The 15,122-nt window shown below is 44.4% G+C and carries 18 protein-coding genes and 2 pseudogenes; 7 read left to right on the top strand and 13 right to left on the bottom strand.

The genetic code is table 11. The features are described 5' to 3' along the window. Positions 1–64 precede the first annotated feature (64 nt). Entirely contained in the window at positions 65–307 is a 243-nt protein-coding gene (locus JOJ89_RS06535; protein WP_203289950.1) for a hypothetical protein, read from the top strand. Between the two features lie 97 nt (positions 308–404). Here the strand turns inward: JOJ89_RS06535 and JOJ89_RS06530 are convergent, their stop codons facing one another. Continuing rightward, complete coding sequence (locus tag JOJ89_RS06530) at positions 405–788, bottom strand: DUF2283 domain-containing protein (protein ID WP_203289949.1); 384 nt, start codon at positions 786–788, stop codon at positions 405–407. A gap of 128 nt (positions 789–916) precedes the next feature. Here JOJ89_RS06530 and JOJ89_RS06525 point away from each other — a divergent pair, with 128 nt between their 5' ends. After that, positions 917–1,123 (top strand): helix-turn-helix domain-containing protein, encoded by a 207-nt coding sequence (locus JOJ89_RS06525; protein WP_203289948.1) that lies wholly within the window; start codon positions 917–919, stop codon positions 1,121–1,123. 31 nt (positions 1,124–1,154) lie between these two features. Here the strand turns inward: JOJ89_RS06525 and JOJ89_RS06520 are convergent, their stop codons facing one another. After that, positions 1,155–1,901, bottom strand: coding sequence for a MerR family transcriptional regulator (locus JOJ89_RS06520; protein WP_203289947.1), 747 nt, complete (start codon positions 1,899–1,901; stop codon positions 1,155–1,157). An 85-nt stretch (positions 1,902–1,986) separates the two neighbouring features. Here JOJ89_RS06520 and JOJ89_RS06515 point away from each other — a divergent pair, with 85 nt between their 5' ends. After that, a complete protein-coding gene (locus JOJ89_RS06515) occupies positions 1,987–2,694 on the top strand; it encodes a CPBP family intramembrane glutamic endopeptidase (RefSeq protein ID WP_203289946.1) in 708 nt (235 codons plus the stop codon). 122 nt (positions 2,695–2,816) lie between these two features. Here JOJ89_RS06515 and JOJ89_RS06510 read toward each other — a convergent pair whose 3' ends face one another. From JOJ89_RS06510 to JOJ89_RS06480, 7 genes and pseudogenes are all read right to left on the bottom strand, one after another. Continuing rightward, the gene (locus JOJ89_RS06510; protein ID WP_203289945.1) at positions 2,817–3,095 is read right to left on the bottom strand and encodes a hypothetical protein; all 279 of its coding nucleotides are present in this window, start codon (positions 3,093–3,095) and stop codon (positions 2,817–2,819) included. Positions 3,096–3,118: 23 nt separating this feature from the next. Then, positions 3,119–3,493: a VOC family protein gene (locus JOJ89_RS06505; RefSeq protein WP_203289944.1), complete on the bottom strand. Its 375-nt coding sequence runs from the start codon at positions 3,491–3,493 to the stop codon at positions 3,119–3,121. Positions 3,494–3,534: 41 nt separating this feature from the next. Further along, positions 3,535–4,251, bottom strand: a complete 717-nt coding sequence (locus JOJ89_RS06500; RefSeq protein WP_203289943.1) for a hypothetical protein — start codon at positions 4,249–4,251, stop codon at positions 3,535–3,537. A gap of 1 nt (position 4,252) precedes the next feature. After that, complete coding sequence (locus JOJ89_RS06495) at positions 4,253–4,657, bottom strand: VOC family protein (RefSeq protein WP_203289942.1); 405 nt, start codon at positions 4,655–4,657, stop codon at positions 4,253–4,255. After that, a pseudogene (locus JOJ89_RS06490) lies at positions 4,654–5,136 on the bottom strand (GyrI-like domain-containing protein); the annotation flags it as partial. The gene JOJ89_RS06495 and the pseudogene JOJ89_RS06490, both read right to left, overlap by 4 nt. Positions 5,137–5,176: 40 nt before the next feature. Then, positions 5,177–5,713 (bottom strand): GNAT family N-acetyltransferase, encoded by a 537-nt coding sequence (locus tag JOJ89_RS06485; RefSeq protein ID WP_203289940.1) that lies wholly within the window; start codon positions 5,711–5,713, stop codon positions 5,177–5,179. A gap of 29 nt (positions 5,714–5,742) precedes the next feature. Beyond that, positions 5,743–6,597 (bottom strand): hypothetical protein, encoded by an 855-nt coding sequence (locus tag JOJ89_RS06480; protein WP_203289939.1) that lies wholly within the window; start codon positions 6,595–6,597, stop codon positions 5,743–5,745. A gap of 460 nt (positions 6,598–7,057) precedes the next feature. Between JOJ89_RS06480 and JOJ89_RS06475 the strand changes: the two are divergent. Together JOJ89_RS06475 and JOJ89_RS06470 are read left to right on the top strand one after the other, a co-directional pair. Continuing rightward, positions 7,058–7,632, top strand: a pseudogene (locus JOJ89_RS06475) (TetR/AcrR family transcriptional regulator). Positions 7,633–7,710: 78 nt separating this feature from the next. Next, positions 7,711–10,878 carry a bifunctional cytochrome P450/NADPH--P450 reductase gene (locus tag JOJ89_RS06470; protein WP_203289938.1) on the top strand — a complete coding sequence of 1,056 codons (3,168 nt, stop codon included), beginning with the start codon at positions 7,711–7,713 and terminating at the stop codon, positions 10,876–10,878. A 79-nt stretch (positions 10,879–10,957) separates the two neighbouring features. On the opposite strand, the gene JOJ89_RS06465 is transcribed toward JOJ89_RS06470, so the two are convergent. The 3 genes from JOJ89_RS06465 to JOJ89_RS06455 form a co-directional block, all read right to left on the bottom strand. Further along, positions 10,958–11,623, bottom strand: coding sequence for an HAD family hydrolase (locus tag JOJ89_RS06465; RefSeq protein ID WP_203289937.1), 666 nt, complete (start codon positions 11,621–11,623; stop codon positions 10,958–10,960). Between the two features lie 93 nt (positions 11,624–11,716). After that, positions 11,717–12,079: a hypothetical protein gene (locus JOJ89_RS06460; RefSeq protein ID WP_203289936.1), complete on the bottom strand. Its 363-nt coding sequence runs from the start codon at positions 12,077–12,079 to the stop codon at positions 11,717–11,719. An 86-nt stretch (positions 12,080–12,165) separates the two neighbouring features. After that, positions 12,166–12,972, bottom strand: a complete 807-nt coding sequence (locus JOJ89_RS06455; protein WP_203289935.1) for a GNAT family N-acetyltransferase — start codon at positions 12,970–12,972, stop codon at positions 12,166–12,168. A gap of 112 nt (positions 12,973–13,084) precedes the next feature. Here JOJ89_RS06455 and JOJ89_RS21250 point away from each other — a divergent pair, with 112 nt between their 5' ends. Next, positions 13,085–13,213 carry a hypothetical protein gene (locus tag JOJ89_RS21250; protein ID WP_087946292.1) on the top strand — a complete coding sequence of 43 codons (129 nt, stop codon included), beginning with the start codon at positions 13,085–13,087 and terminating at the stop codon, positions 13,211–13,213. A gap of 239 nt (positions 13,214–13,452) precedes the next feature. Here JOJ89_RS21250 and JOJ89_RS06450 read toward each other — a convergent pair whose 3' ends face one another. Next, complete coding sequence (locus tag JOJ89_RS06450) at positions 13,453–13,953, bottom strand: DinB family protein (protein WP_203289934.1); 501 nt, start codon at positions 13,951–13,953, stop codon at positions 13,453–13,455. Positions 13,954–14,101: 148 nt separating this feature from the next. Between JOJ89_RS06450 and JOJ89_RS06445 the strand changes: the two genes are divergently transcribed. Then, positions 14,102–15,121 (top strand): NAD-dependent epimerase/dehydratase family protein, encoded by a 1,020-nt coding sequence (locus tag JOJ89_RS06445; protein WP_203289933.1) that lies wholly within the window; start codon positions 14,102–14,104, stop codon positions 15,119–15,121. The last annotated feature ends 1 nt before the right edge of the window (position 15,122 follow it).

Below are 15,122 nucleotides of genomic sequence, written 5' to 3'. Positions count from 1 at the left end.
AACGGGCAGCCAAAAGCGGCTGCTCGTTTATGCTATAATCTATACAAATGACGGAGGTGACAGCATGGAGAAGAAATCAACTGTTTTTACAGCAACCCACGGTGTCATGACGACTGAAGTCGGCGTCATCAGCGGCGAGCTTGAACTTGTCACTGCCTGCGATGAAGACGGGGTCCTGAATCTCGCTATTACATACGCCGGGGCTGCGGAATGGTACACTCTTCCTGGTGAGGAATACCGGCTGCATGATGTGCGTGATCATGAGGTTGTGCATGAAATGCTTGTAAGAGTGCTTGAGCGTCCGTAATTCAATAAGCTGTAAATAAAGTGACAGCCGCCTGTTAAGTCGATCTTCGGACTTATCAGGCGGCTTTTTTAATGTGCTTAAAATGAAAAATCATTTTTTAAGATAACTCTTCAGGAATATCTAAATCAATTCCAATAAACCCTTTATACTCGTCTTCCGCAAAACAAAACGCAACTTCAGAAGCACGATACCTGCTCTTGACTGCTTTTTCGCTGATCCGCAGTGAAAATCCGTGACCAGTTTTTAAATAAGGGTGATCTGTTTTCGTATAAGTTTCTCCCTTATAAAGCAGATCCCTTAAACCCGCTGCTTCATCTGCGGATAATTCAATTCCCTCTATCGTTTTTTTCTTGTCTATATCAATAGAAATGAAAGCATTAACTTCTAGCTCTTCCGTTAAATCTATACTAATTTCCTTGTTTGCATTCAGATAAATATATCCCATATCTGCTTCACTGTCATAGCTTAGTTTCGCTTTCATTTTTTCAATCTCCTTTTCATAGATATTAAATAAAAATAATCAGACCGCCCTTCAATCAACTAAACACATTAAAACTTTAAATTAGAGCATTCGGGACCGATGATATAGAGAGAGGATGGTACAAAGGAATGATATTTATGGTAAAAGGATCGATTTTGAGGAAGCTGAGAGAGGAAAAAGGGATTCCGATAGGCTATCTCGCCCACGCTCTCGGTATTTCCATCAGCGCCCTTGTTGCAATTGAAAGAGGGAAAAAACAGCTCACAAGAGATCAACTTTCTATTATATCCGGGATTTTCAACATGACAATCGCCGAATTGATCGCCAGAAAGTAAAAAGAACCCGGACGATAAGTGTTTTCTGCGCTCATCGCCCGGAGTTTACATCACTGACTGCCGCATATTCCATGCACTTTTCTGCAAACAGGAGCACATCTTCTGAGACAGGATAAAGGCCTGACTCTTTTGAAGGCTTTTTCCGCACCTCCCAGAATTTCTCCATAAGTTCTTCATCTTCTCCAAACGTTTCCCGCGCTGCTTCCAGCAGCTGAAGTCCAATTTCCATTCCTGCATCGCTTTCAGGAGGAATGCCCCTGCTGATGCACCATTCCATCCTTCGCAAAAGGGATAGATAGAGTTGTGTTTGTTTGCCGCTGCCTCCAAGATCCGGGAGATTCTTTTTCAGGAACTGCTTTTCATCTTCAGCAAAATAATCAACCCACTTTTTTTTCACTGCCTTAGAGGAGTTTACAAGCTTTGAGACGCGCTCCCAGGAAAGGCTGCCTTCAAGGTCATACATGTTAATCAAAGAAGACGTATTTTGAATGCTTGTCTCAAGTGTGGCCAATTGATCCTGCAGGTGCTGATGATGCGCAATCAGAATATCCCGAAACGACAGCCTGTCGATCATCAGTCTGATGTCATCAAGCGACAGTGCCAGCGATTTTAAGAGCAGAATCTTCTCGAGCGTCAAAAGATCCTCTTCTGAATAATGCCTTCTGCCATTATCCTGCTTGCAGCTCGGCTTTAATAGGCCGATTTGATCGTAATAGCGGAGAGTTCTTACAGATACAGCATGTTCTTTTGAAACCTCACCGGTTGTCCATCGTTTCATTATTTCCTCCGAAACCTCTTGATTGTGACGCAGCGTCACCTTTTATACTGGAAGTATATCACAGTTAAGAAGGAGACAGATGAATATGGAAAATGGAAAAAACGCAGATTGGAAGAGAAAGGACCCTTGGGATGCAAAGACATTTCTGCTTCTGATGCTGCTTGAATTTGGTTTGGTTATGATTCTTGTAAAAGGCCATCTGCAGTCATTATATAATCAATGTCTGGGCAATTCTTTATACGCGGGTACGCTGACCGGTGCGACAATTGCTCTCATTCTATTAGCAGGAGTCTATTTTTTAGCGCTTAGGCCACATAATAAAACTTGGCTTGCAGTGGGAGTGCGTTCTTTCCGCAAAAAAGACTGGGGAATCATTATCTTGTGCGTGCTCTTCTTACTTGTTGCAGGTGCAGCTGTAATGGCTGCCGTCAGTTTTTTCGGCGTCAGCTATGAGAACAGTAAAACAGATACCCTTACTGGAGAAATTGCGCCTTCTGCCATCCTGCTCGCGCTTGTGAGCGCTGCAGTCATTTCTCCTGTGTACGAAGAAATTTTTTATCGGGGATTCTTATACAGATGGCTCCGCACAAGGCTTGGGGCCGTAGCGGGTATCCTGCTTTCTTCGCTGATTTTTACCGCTGCCCACTACCCTGTGACAAATGCGATGCCGGTCAATTTTCTTGACGGAATCGTTTTTGCATGGTCTTATGAGAAGACACATTCTATCTGGCCTGGAGTTATTATTCATGGGATTGTTAATGCGGTAACCGTGTTATTGGTTGTACTTATGTAAAAAAAGACAAAGCACCGTATCATTATGGTGTTTTGTCTTTTTGGCCATTTCAATAAAGATCCTTTCATTAAGAAGAAGCTTGAGCCGCTCCCCTCATCTGTCCTTCAGTTTTAGACATAGTTTTATGGCTGCTGAAACCCGAACAGTGCGATAAAAACCAAAAAAGCAGCAAGAGAAACACCGGCAGCGTTCAAACTAACTAGAATGCCTTTTAACCTTCCTCCTGCTCCAATAAGGGCAAAAAGCAGTCCAGCTGAGGCAAAAAGAAGCGGAAGAAAGACGCTTATCTCAAGAACCCCTGTATATAGAGAGTTTCCCCACTTTGTTAAGCCTGCCAGAAGCGGCAAAACGGCAATCACAAAACAAAAACCGGAAAGAAGTGAACGGGATTTCTTTGACATTTGAAACAGCTCCTATTTCTCTATTAACCTGTGCATATCATAATGATATGCTGATCCGGATCGCTGATTGTAAAGAATGAAAAGTCCTTAAAGCTGACTATCTCTGTTTCAATGCTGTACCCTAGCTTTTTTACATATGCAAATGATTTTTCTATATCATCCGTATGGAAATTAAAAAGGGGATGCTCTGTGGAACAATCATTTTTTGTAACGCCTGCAGGTCCGGCATCAAGAGTCAGTCCGGTATACTCTGAAAGTTGTATCGTGTAAACCGGGTCCTCAATTTTTTCTGAGTCATACGTCTGGCCAAGCAATTGGGTATACCATTCAACGGAATTCTTCAAATCACTGACATGAACAAAAACAGTATTTATTTTGTTATGAATTGGGCTGTTCATTTCATGACTCCCTTTCATTTTCAGCATGTATTTTTTAACTGTTATTGCTGAGACTGCTCCTCCCGCTGCATCCTCCAAACCAGCTCTTCAGATTTTTCTTTTTCGAGAAATGTCAGCCGCCATATTTTCTCGTGTGTATCATTAGCGAATTCAATTTTATGATTCAACCTCCATAATAGGGACCATTCTGCCTGCAGGAGAAACTGTTCATCCGTGTAGTCTGACGAAAAAAGCTTCTCACTTTTGATCACTCTTCCATTCCTTTTGGCAAGCTCCATGTATACGCCGATTTCGTGCACTTCATGATGACACATGATTCTGCAGACATATTTCCGGTTTGGACTGCTTTTTTTCATCAGGGGATAGATATTCTGGTAATTCATGTCTTTGATCTGCTGGAAAATCTCATCAAAAACCGCTCCATCCCAATCCAATGTTTCTGCTGCAATCTTCATACCCTCATGGACAATAGCTGCCGCTTCTCGCTTTTTGTCTTCATCGCTCAATTCAAAAAATCTCCGAACGTCTGTCACTAAAAATACCGGAAAATAGTCAAACATGAGATGTTCATATACGTCCATCTTCTGCTTCTCTTCCATATTTTCCAGGCAAAAAATCTGGATTCCTTTATAGTCTTCCGTTTTCAGCTTCGGCAAAAGGCGGCTGTACAGAAACGCCATGCACCTTGTCTGGGTTACAAAGGTCCAGTTCCATTCCCGGTTTGGTACATAGAGCTGAATATTTCTTATAACAGGCATTTTATACACCCCTATAGCTCGGACTCAGCTCACTCCAAACATCAAATGCATTTCCGTCCGAATCATGAAAGATAAAATTGCGGCCTGCATGTCCTCTATTTTCAATTTCGCCAGCCTCTGCCCCTTTCAATAACAGGTCTTTCCGCAAAGCTTCCAATGCTTCAAGGCCATCTACTTCAAAGGTCATTGAAAAATGCCTGTGACCGTCAGAGGCATTGAATCCCGTTCGCTCACCCGGAATGGCCTTTACAAGAAAAAAACTTTGCCCTGCAAAATCCAAAATGGCCTTTTCATTGTCGAGGTACTTCTCCACGGCACCCAATTTTTCCTGATACCACCCGGAAGCTGTTTTTGGATCTCCTACCGGAAGATAGGTCGTGCCTACTCTTTTAATCAAAGTGCTCATTCCCCCTGTCTATCATTTACAACAATCGGGACCCATAGTTCATGCCTCGGCTTATGCCCCGGACCATAATAGCACTCAATACATGGAAGACTGGCAAGTTCATAGCCTGAGGTTGGCATCCATTCTGTATACAAACGTTTCCAGGCATCAGGAATATTCGGAAAGACCGCCCACGAGCTCGGCGGAATCGTCAGAATCTCCGTTCCTTCCGGTGCTTGACCGTCATATCTGACGCTCATAAAATAGTCAAATTCGTCGTCCATAATGGCTGCCTCTTTTCCGCAGACGCCAAGCAGGCTTCCCAGCGTGCATTTTGGCTCCTCCCATGCCATGTCCTTCAGCTGCTGCATGAATCCGTCCTTTTTTGCAGCACTCCATAAGCCCGGGATGGTTTTAAATGCACGGCTCGTTTTTACCGGCTTGCTTTTCCCTGCGAGTCTTAATTCAAAATCAAGATGTTCGATTCTGTAGTCCACGGCCCTATCCCCTTCGGTCTATCCGTTTTATTTTCAGTAAGTGCTACCAAACCTTTCCCATCACAACCGTATGATAAAATTTGCCGTCTGAGAGAAATTTATCATTTCTCAAAACACCCTCCACTTCAAATCCGCATGACTCATAAAGCTTAATGGCTTTTTCATTTGTTTGAAGCACCTTTAGAGTCATTTTCTTCAGTCCCGCTTCTTCAGCCCAGGCAATCGATTCTTTCAGAAGGTTTTTTCCAATACCGAGCCCCCAGTACTCCTGTAAGACGCCAACACCAAACTCAGCCTGGTGAGCCAGCCGCTGCAGAGAGCTTCCCTCGCATCTTGAAAAGCCGGCTATTTTACCTTCCGCTTCAGCTACCAAAAAGAGGTTGCACGCTTTTTCCGAATCATCCATTATAAGCTGCCGGAAGCGGTGCTCATTCAGATGGGCTTCCCCTTGAACCCGGTCAAGGTTCTCAGTTTCGCCGTCAATTTTCCACCGCACTTCTGATAATTCTTTTGCGTCTTCAGGTTCTGCAGCCCGGATTACGTAGTTCACGTCACGCTTTGTATATACACTTGGATTCATTTGAATCTCCCCATCACTACTATATTTCTTTACCTGTTCCCGCTCCTGATTCCAACCGAAAACGATACTTTCTGAGAATTGTCCATCGTAGCCGTGCCTTTAATCACTTGCTCTTTTATCCCATCCGGCAGTGTAAATCCATTTTGATCTGTCTTGATTTTCTCCACGCCATAGTCCGTAAGGTAATAGACTTCTAATGTAAAAGACCGGTCTGTATTTAAAAAGTTCAGCTCAGCAAAGGCCTCTCCATTCACCTGAAATTCTGCCACTCCCACATCATCTGTCGGGAGAAGATAAGGTTCCCGGTCAATCGGACACCCGCTGCTGTCGTCACTGTCCCAGCACGAACCAAGCCTGATAGAGCTTGTCTGCTCATTAACTGTCAGCTCTGCCATAGGCCTAGGCTCGTTTTTAATTTCTCGAAATTCTGCCTTTTGAATGAGCTGAGGAATACACATTAGAACGTAAATCAACGCTGGTAAAAGGACCACACCTGCGATCTTGATAGGGTGGTTCACTCTGCGATAGATTAGAGCGTCCACCGCGAAAAAGACAGCTGCGGAGATGACCGGAATTCCAATTAGAAATGCAGCTTCTCCAAACAAAGCAAACCCAATAGCGGCAGCCGGAAGAATATGAATCAGAAAACTGACAGTGAGTTTGAATCTCTTACTCTTTTCCACAATAAATCCTGCAAGCAGGTGAACAGGCACACCAGCTATCAGCAGGAATGGTCCTCCGAACACGGTGCAAAAGACAAAGTTTCTCCCATACTGCATCAGCAGGTTTCCTCTGCTTTCAAATCCAAGCACAATAGGAAAAACAAGCAGTGAAATAATGATGGATAAAACGATCGTTTTTGTTCTTCTTTTCACGTTGTTCATTAATGTCCTCCAATAATCTATAAAGCGCTTACTCTTTAAATTATACGTTTCTATCAAATTTTGGTAAACAGAAACCATCAATCTTTTTAACTGCTGGTTTTTTAGATAAGCCATTTTGTACCATACAAAAAGAATCAGTCCGCTAATGAGTGACTCTTTCCTCTCAATTCTTTTCACTTTTCATCATAAAAGTTATTAATACGAGCCATTTATACCAGATTTTAAAATGTATTTTATTTAATTGAGCACCTTTAACCATTTCGTTCCAATTCTTTCTGCTTACGTTTTCGCTTTTTTTGATCATAATCTTTCTTTCAGCCGAATTTTTCCGCAAAAATATGAACAAAACCTTCACAGATATTAGGTCAATCGTGTGATTGAGATTGTTTTTTGCCGGGTATACACTTTAGTGGAATGAATATTCATTCCCTTATTTCATCCATGAAAGGCTGAATCAATTATGGCAACTGCAGGTACAAAACGGGACAGCATCCTATCCGGCGCATTGGCTCTTTTTGCCGAACGGGGCTTTGATGCTACTACTGTTCCGATGATAGCAGCGTCGGCAGGAGTTGGAGCCGGCACCATCTACCGTTACTTTGAAAATAAAGAAGTGCTTGGGAACAGCCTTTTTCAGGAGTATGTTGGAATCTTTACCGAGACTCTTCAGCATGAATTTCCTTACGAAGAGACGGTCAGAAACCAATTTCACCATATTTTCCAATCAATGATCCGATTTACAACAAAGGAAGTACATGCTCTCTATTTTATTAAAACACACAGCAATGCTCACTTTCTGGACGATGCAAGTCATGAGTGTTTTCATGGCCTTCTGGACATTCTGAAAACCTTCTTTGATTCAGGAAAAGAAAAAAAGAAATCAAGGAGATTCCTTCGTCTGCTCTGATTGCCATTGTTTACGGAGCTTTTCTTGAACTTCAGCGGCTGGTGCGAATCGGGGAACTTGAACCGGAAACAAAGCTTGTAAGAGACATTGAAGAAAGTATTTGGGACGCTGTACGACTACATGCATGAGAAACGATCTGTTTCTCATACAACAAACGGAATGAACGTTCATTCCGTTATCAAATTTTAAATAAGAGGTGCTAGTAAATGACAAACTCAGCTCAACTTCCGCAGCCAAAGACTTATGGACCTCTCGGCAGTCTGCCGGTTATAAAAAAAGAAAAACCGCTTCAGTCCTATATGAAGCTTGCGAAAGAGCTTGGCCCGATCTTTCAATTTCAATTTCCGGGACGCATAAGCACATTTGTTTCAAGTGCAGCTCTGGCAGAAGAGATTTGCGACGAGACACGTTTTGACAAAAAAGTGGGCCCCGCCCTTCAAAAAGTCAGAGCATTCGGAGGAGACGGCCTGTTTACAAGCGAAACGGCCGAACCGAATTGGAAAAAAGCGCACAATATCCTGCTTCCGAGCTTCAGCCAGCAGGCGATGAAAGGCTATCATGCCAAAATGATTGACATCGCCACTCAGCTTATTCAAAAATGGGCACGTTTAAATCCGGCGGAGGAAATAGATGTTCCTGAAGATATGACTCGCTTAACCCTTGATACGATTGGTCTTTGCGGATTTAATTACCGCTTTAACAGCTTTTACCGGGAAAACGCCCACCCATTTGTTGACAGCATGGTGCGGGCACTGGACGAAGCCATGAATCAGACGCAGCGTCTCGGAATCCAGGATAAACTGATGGTTAAATCTAAAAAGCAATTCAATGAAGACATTCAGTACATGTTTGGTCTGGTTGATGACTTAATTGCGGAACGCAGACGAAACGGCGATCAGGGCGAGGATGATCTGCTATCCCATATGCTGAAAGGAACTGACCCTGAAACCGGAGAAACACTGGATGACGAAAATATCCGATATCAGATCATTACGTTTTTAATTGCGGGTCATGAAACGACAAGCGGTCTTCTCTCATTCACCGTTTACTTTCTTATGAACCACCCGGATGTATTAAAGAAAGCGCAGCAGGAAGTAGATGAAGTGCTGGGGAGCGATATTCCGGACTACAAACAGGTGAAAAAATTAAAATATGTCCGCATGGTTCTCAATGAATCGCTGCGCCTGTGGCCCACTGCACCTGCTTTTTCCGTTTTTGCAAAGCAGGATACAACCCTGAGCGGGAAATACCCTGTAAAAAAAGATGACGTCTTTACTCTTTTAGTTCCGGAACTCCACAGGGATTCTTCTGTTTGGGGGGATGATGCCGAACATTTCAAACCTGAGCGGTTCGAGGATGCGTCTTCTATTCCGTATCACGCTTTTAAACCTTTCGGAAATGGACAGCGTGCATGCATCGGGCAGCAGTTTGCCCTTCACGAAGCAACTCTGGTGCTCGGAATGATTCTGCAGCACTTTGATTTTATCGATCACAAGGGGTATCAGCTGGACGTCAAAGAAACCCTTACCCTTAAACCGGACGGGCTCACCATTCGAGTTGCTCCCCGTAAACCGGGTATGACTTTTACGGCGTCAGCCGTGGAAGAAGCAAAACCTGTTCAAAAAGAAACCGAACAGGCTGCTGTTCTCACTCATGGTACTCCCCTGCTTGTACTGTATGGATCAAACATGGGAACAGCTGAAGGAATTGCCCGCGACCTTTCTGAAACAGGACGCAAGCATGGTTTTGATGCCAAAACGGCACCGTTAAATGAATATGCCGGCGGTCTTCCTGCAGAAGGAGCCGTTCTCATTGTCTCCGCGTCTTATAACGGCAATCCTCCTGACAATGCAGATGAGTTTGTTACCTGGCTGCACGAAACAGGGGAAGATACTCTGAACGGCGTCAGCTATGCTGTTTTCGGATGCGGAGACCACAACTGGGCAACTACGTACCAGCGCATTCCTGACTTTATTGACGAGCAGCTTCAACAAAAAGGTGCCAGCCGTCTTTCGGAAACTGGTCATGGCGATGCAAGTGAAGATTTTGAAGGAGATTACGAAAAATGGATCGGAGTTCTCTGGCCAAACCTGGCAAAAGGGCTGGCCATTGAACTGAATCAAAATGAACAGGACAGCAGTTCACTTACCCTGCAGGTCGTCAGTAATGTCAGCGATACCCCGCTCGCCCGCACCCATCATGCTTTTACAGCGGAAGTGAGCAAAAACCGGGAACTCCAGCATCTGGAAAGCGGAAGAAACACTAGACACATCGAGTTGCGCCTGCCAGAGGGGATCACCTATAAAGAGGGAGACCATCTAGGTGTCCTCCCTGTCAATCAGGATGCTCTTGTTGAACGTGTGCTCAGCCGATTCCGCCTGAACGGTGAAGACTATGTGAAACTGACAGGCGACCTTGGAAAAGCCGTTCACCTGCCTGCCGGAGTACCTGTAAAACTCAGGGAGCTGATTTCTCATTTTTCAGAGTTCCAGGAGCCGGCTACACGTTCACAAATCCGGGCTCTAGCTGCCCATACTGTATGTCCTCCCCATGTGATTGAGCTTGAAAAACTGCTTGAGGACGAGATATACAAAACAGAAATACTCTCCAAACGAATCACTATGCTTGAACTTGCGGAAAAGTACCTTGCATGTGAAATTCCATTTGAAGTATTCCTTCTTCTTCTACCTGCACTGAAGGCAAGATACTACTCCATTTCAAGCTCTCCCCTTTACAGAAAAGGAGAAGCAAGCATTACGGTCAGTGTCGTCAGAGGCGACGCACGGAGCGGAAATGGAGAATTCAAGGGAATCGCATCAAACTATTTAGCAGCACGATCAGAAGGAGATAAAATTGCCTGCTTTATCTCAACACCTAAATCAAATTTCCAGCTTCCTGAACAAACGGGCACCCCGATCGTTATGGTTGGACCCGGCACGGGAATCGCACCGTTCAGAGGCTTTATCCAGGCCCGCCGCAGTCTCAAAGAAAGCGGCGAAACACTTGGAGCGGCTCACCTTTTCTTCGGATGCCGCACCCCTGAACATGATTTCTTATATCAAGAAGAGCTGGAAAAAGCAGAACAAGACGGTCTTGTCACCCTTCACACTGCCTTTTCAAGAAATTCCGGCAGTGAGAAAGTATACGTGCAGCACAGACTGGCGGAAAACGCAGACGTCATCCTTCCTCTGCTGAAAGATGGTGGACGTTTATATATTTGCGGAGATGGAAGCAAAATGGCACCGGATGTGGAGCAAACATTAATCGAGTGCTACATGTATTTTTATCAAACGACGGAAGAAGAAGCTTCCTCATGGCTTGAATCAATGGAAAAAGACGGCCGCTATGCAAAGGATGTATGGGCGGGAGCTTAATGAAAGAAGAAAGCAGCGAACATTTAACGTTTGCTGCTTTTTTATATTACATGAATAGATAAAGATTATTTAATCCTTTTCATAACTGTACAGTATTCTTCAAAAGAAGCCTCTTAAGCTCCTCTACAGATGAAACCAAAACGCTTGGGCACGCTTCCTCAAGCTCCTCCATGGATCCATATCCGTACGTCACGCCAATCGAACGAATACCGGTGTTAACAGCACCGATGATGTCATGCTTTCTATCCCCAATCATCACCATTTCTTCCTTATGTACTCCTTGAAAATGATTCATGACAGAAAGGATGATTTCGGTTTTCGAAGCTCCTTTACCGTCAAGGCTGCTTCCTGCAACAAAATCAAAGAAGCGGTCAATCTGAAAGAATTTCAAAATTTCTTCAGCAAATACAGAAGGCTTAGAAGTGGCAACGGCTAATTTATACCCTTCTTTTTTCAGCCCGCTCAAAAGTTCTGGAATGCCGTCATATACCTTGTTTTCAAACATGCCTTTTTCTATAAAGCGCTCCCTATAGTAAGAGACCGCTCTTTCAACCTCCTGTTCTGAAAATGAATAACGCTCAACAAATGAATTCTGCAGAGGCGGTCCCACAAATCCCTCCAGCTTTTTTAAATCCGGCTCACTGATTCCCATCTTTAAAAGGGCGTATTGAACAGACTTGGTTATGCCTTCGCCAGGGTCAGAAAGTGTGCCGTCAAGGTCGAATAAGAGCAGTGCCGGTTTCATATAAGATGCCTCCCTATTATGATGTCATCACGTTTGTTAAGACTTCAACAAAAAAAGCGCCATCCCTTTTTTAGGAACAACGCTCCTGATCGATTAAACCGTACAAATAAAGTTTCTAATTTGCGAATACTCATAACGCGCTCTCTGACTTACGCCGCCCTGCCATGTGTAGCCTGAAACACTATTTTGTCTGATTTCCGTTGGAAAGAACCATAAGTCCCTGCCAAACGGACTTTGAAATCTCAGGCCGAGCAGACCCCATCTTCCAATACACCCGCACATCGCCGAGCGAATCTGATTTGTCGATAGAAACGATGAAAAAAAGGTTTGCGGCACCTGCTGGGCGAACTGCGACGGCGGCGGAAAAGTCGGTGCCTGTCTGTCATCATAATACCCTTCACTTGTGAAATCTGAATAGGAATATTCGTATGGTCCTTGTTGATACGGATAAAACATACCTATTTTAACCTCCCTGCATGCAGCAGAATTTCGTCATGCCAGCAATATATTCAGCTGGAGGAAGGTGTGTGAATGCCTATTTTTTATACGCCAGCCACTTGATCCCAAAGTGCTTTCGTATAAGCAATCTTCATGCCTGCACGTTCCATATTGCGCTGGCTTCCGCTTCCAAATGAAGCCTGTCCGGCTATGATGGAGCAGCCATGCTGTTTCGCTTCATCTATCCTTGCATCAAGCAATGCACGGTGCACTCCGCGGTTCCTGAATTCAGGCAGGACAGCTGAGGCTGCCATCGTACCGATGCGTTTTTTCATAAAAAGCACACCGATTCCGGCAGCTTTTCCATCCATACTTGCCAGATAAAACCGCCAGTCCTCATGACCATGAAGAACCAGATTGTTCTGTGCTACAGGCTGCTTTAAAAATTCAGGCATGCCAAAGCCTTTTGTATAAATCTCCCCGAACAAATCAAATTCGCTGGCTTCAAGAGGGCGCACACTTATATCCGATACCGGTCTGGTTGAAAGAATCTTTGCTTCCCCATACAGCACTGTATGAAAACCGCTTTGAAAAAAGCCTCTGGCTGAAAGGCTTCTGAATAGCTCTGGTGAAGACTGAGCAGGAGTTACCTCAAACCTTGGAGAAATTTCCCGTTCTTCATAAAAACGCAGAATGTCATCCAGCGTTTCGACCGAAGCACCTCTCACAGTGTTATAGGATGGTCCGGGAATATTTTTTACAGAGAATGCTGCAGTGCCTCCAGCCTTTTCTATCACAACATCCATTGGATTGCCTTCCATATTCCGTATCGCTGTAAGCCTTGATTCCAGTGCCTTCATTTCCGACTCTTCAAGAATGACGGCCAATTCCTTAGTTACTACAGATGACATGTGTACACCTCTTCCTGTTACTCAGTGACAAATACAACAATAAACCCTGCATATTTTTCAAACCTAAAGAAACAGTAAATACAGATTGATTATTTCTAGAAAGGAGCCTCTTATGAAAAAAGAAAACAAGAATAACCAGCCGCAATCACAGGAAGAAATGGAAACGGTAAAGGACATTACCCGCGTTGAAAACGGACAGCCTGTCCCGCAGCCGAAGGATTATGACGAAATCGAGTACTAGTGCCAAAAGCGGAAGCGCCTTGTTCAGATCCGATAGGCAGATAAGAATCCGACAAGAAAGTCCGTTTTTGACTTTTTTGTCGGATTTGTTCTGACAGAGGATTTAGGCGCTGGAGCTGGATGAGGACAACTTTGTTATGGTATCCGCAGCCTATTATTCTTCATAACTTCGTTAGCCATGAAAAAGGACTGCCTTCGTATCAGTCCTTTTTGCGTTGAAGGTAAACCTTAATCCAATAATTAAAGTCCAATTTTCTGTTCAATCTCTTTTTTCTGCCTCAGATGATGGCGAAGGTGCATGTCAACAAGCTCATACCACTCCTCCGCATTCAGCCAGCCAAACCCGCCATGACGCTGTTTGCAGGCAGGGTTCGTTTCCGCTGCACACTTTCCCTGCTGCTCCATTCTTTTCTCCACTTCAAGAAGCCCCTGCAAAAGCTCCTGTTTTGTGCGGCTATTGCTCGGCGTATTTCCAGGCAGATCAGGCAGCTTTATTTTAATGGCAGGAAAACCGCCTCTCTCAAACAGAGCTTTGCCTCCATCAGACTTTTCTAAATCAGGATCGGGTGCAGCTTTTTTACACTCTTCCGCGTTCTCTAAATACTCAAGGGAAACCTCAATAAGGTGCTGATACATCTGTCCAAGTGACCAGCTTCCGTTAGATGGAATTTCACTTAGTTTATGGTCAGGATAATGTTGAAGGTCCGCAGTAAATCCTTTTAACAATTGACTGTCACGCATTAGCTGTACCTCCCTCTTCTGTAAGAGAATAACCTTTTATACTTTCTTGTAAAAACCATAAATTCCTTTATTTGATTTACCCGTATCTTTTTAAAAGGGGTAATCGTTATAAACAGAGAATGGTATGAACATGACGGGAGGGAATCTAATGAACATTTTGATTTTAGGCGGGACACGTTTTCTCGGAAGAGCTTTTACAGAAGAGGCTTTAAAAAGGGGTTATAGGGTTACCTTGTTTAACCGCGGGACAAACAAAGGCCTTTTTCCCGGGCTGGAAGAGCTGACCGGAGACAGAAATGGAGATATGACGGCACTTAAAAATCGAAAGTGGGATGCTGTAATTGACACGTCAGGTTTTGCTCCGCATCATAACAGAAAAACGGCAGAGGTCCTTGGAGATATCGGTCATTACACCTTTATTTCAAGCATATCTGTATACAGGGACTGGATTCCCGCCGGTATTCAAGAAGATTATCCGCTGCAGACGATTTCGGATGAAAAGCTTGCGGAAAGTGAGAAAGGTACGCTTTCCCCGTATGAACATTATGGGGCGCTGAAGGCACTGAGTGAAGAGGAGGCTGAGAAGCACTGGCCAGGACGGGTACTGAATGTAAGAGCCGGACAGCTTGTCGGGCCGTTCGATTACACAGACAGGCTTCCATATTGGGTTCAGAGGGTGTCACAGGGAGGGCAGGCCATCGTTCCCGGCCGTCCGGACCGTCCCGTGCAGATGATTGATGTGAGAGATCTTGCTGCGTGGGTCTTCAATATGATTCTTCAGGGAAGGGCAGGCACCTACAACGCCACTGGTCAAAAAGAGACGATGGCAGAGATCCTCGAAACCTGCAAATCAGTCTCATCCAGCACGACGGACTTCGTATGGGCCGACGAAGCATTCCTGCTTGAAAACAACATAAAACCTTGGACAGACATGCCTTTATGGATACCTGAACACTTTCCACTTGAAGGTGAAAAGGAACCATGGAAAGGAACGTTTGAGATCAGCATAGAAAAAGCTGTCGGGGCCGGTCTCACGTTCAGATCACTTGCTGAGACCATCCGCGATGTATATCACTGGCAAAAGAACCGGGAACCTTCCGACCTGAAAGCAGGAATCTCAAGAGAGAAAGAAAAGGAACTGCTGCAGAAACAGAAACTAAAGCTTTAAA

This window comes from Metabacillus sp. cB07 (assembly GCF_016839225.1).
In the GTDB taxonomy this organism is placed as follows: domain Bacteria; phylum Bacillota; class Bacilli; order Bacillales; family Bacillaceae; genus Bacillus_P; species Bacillus_P indicus.
This window is presented reverse-complemented; position numbering and strand designations above follow the sequence as displayed.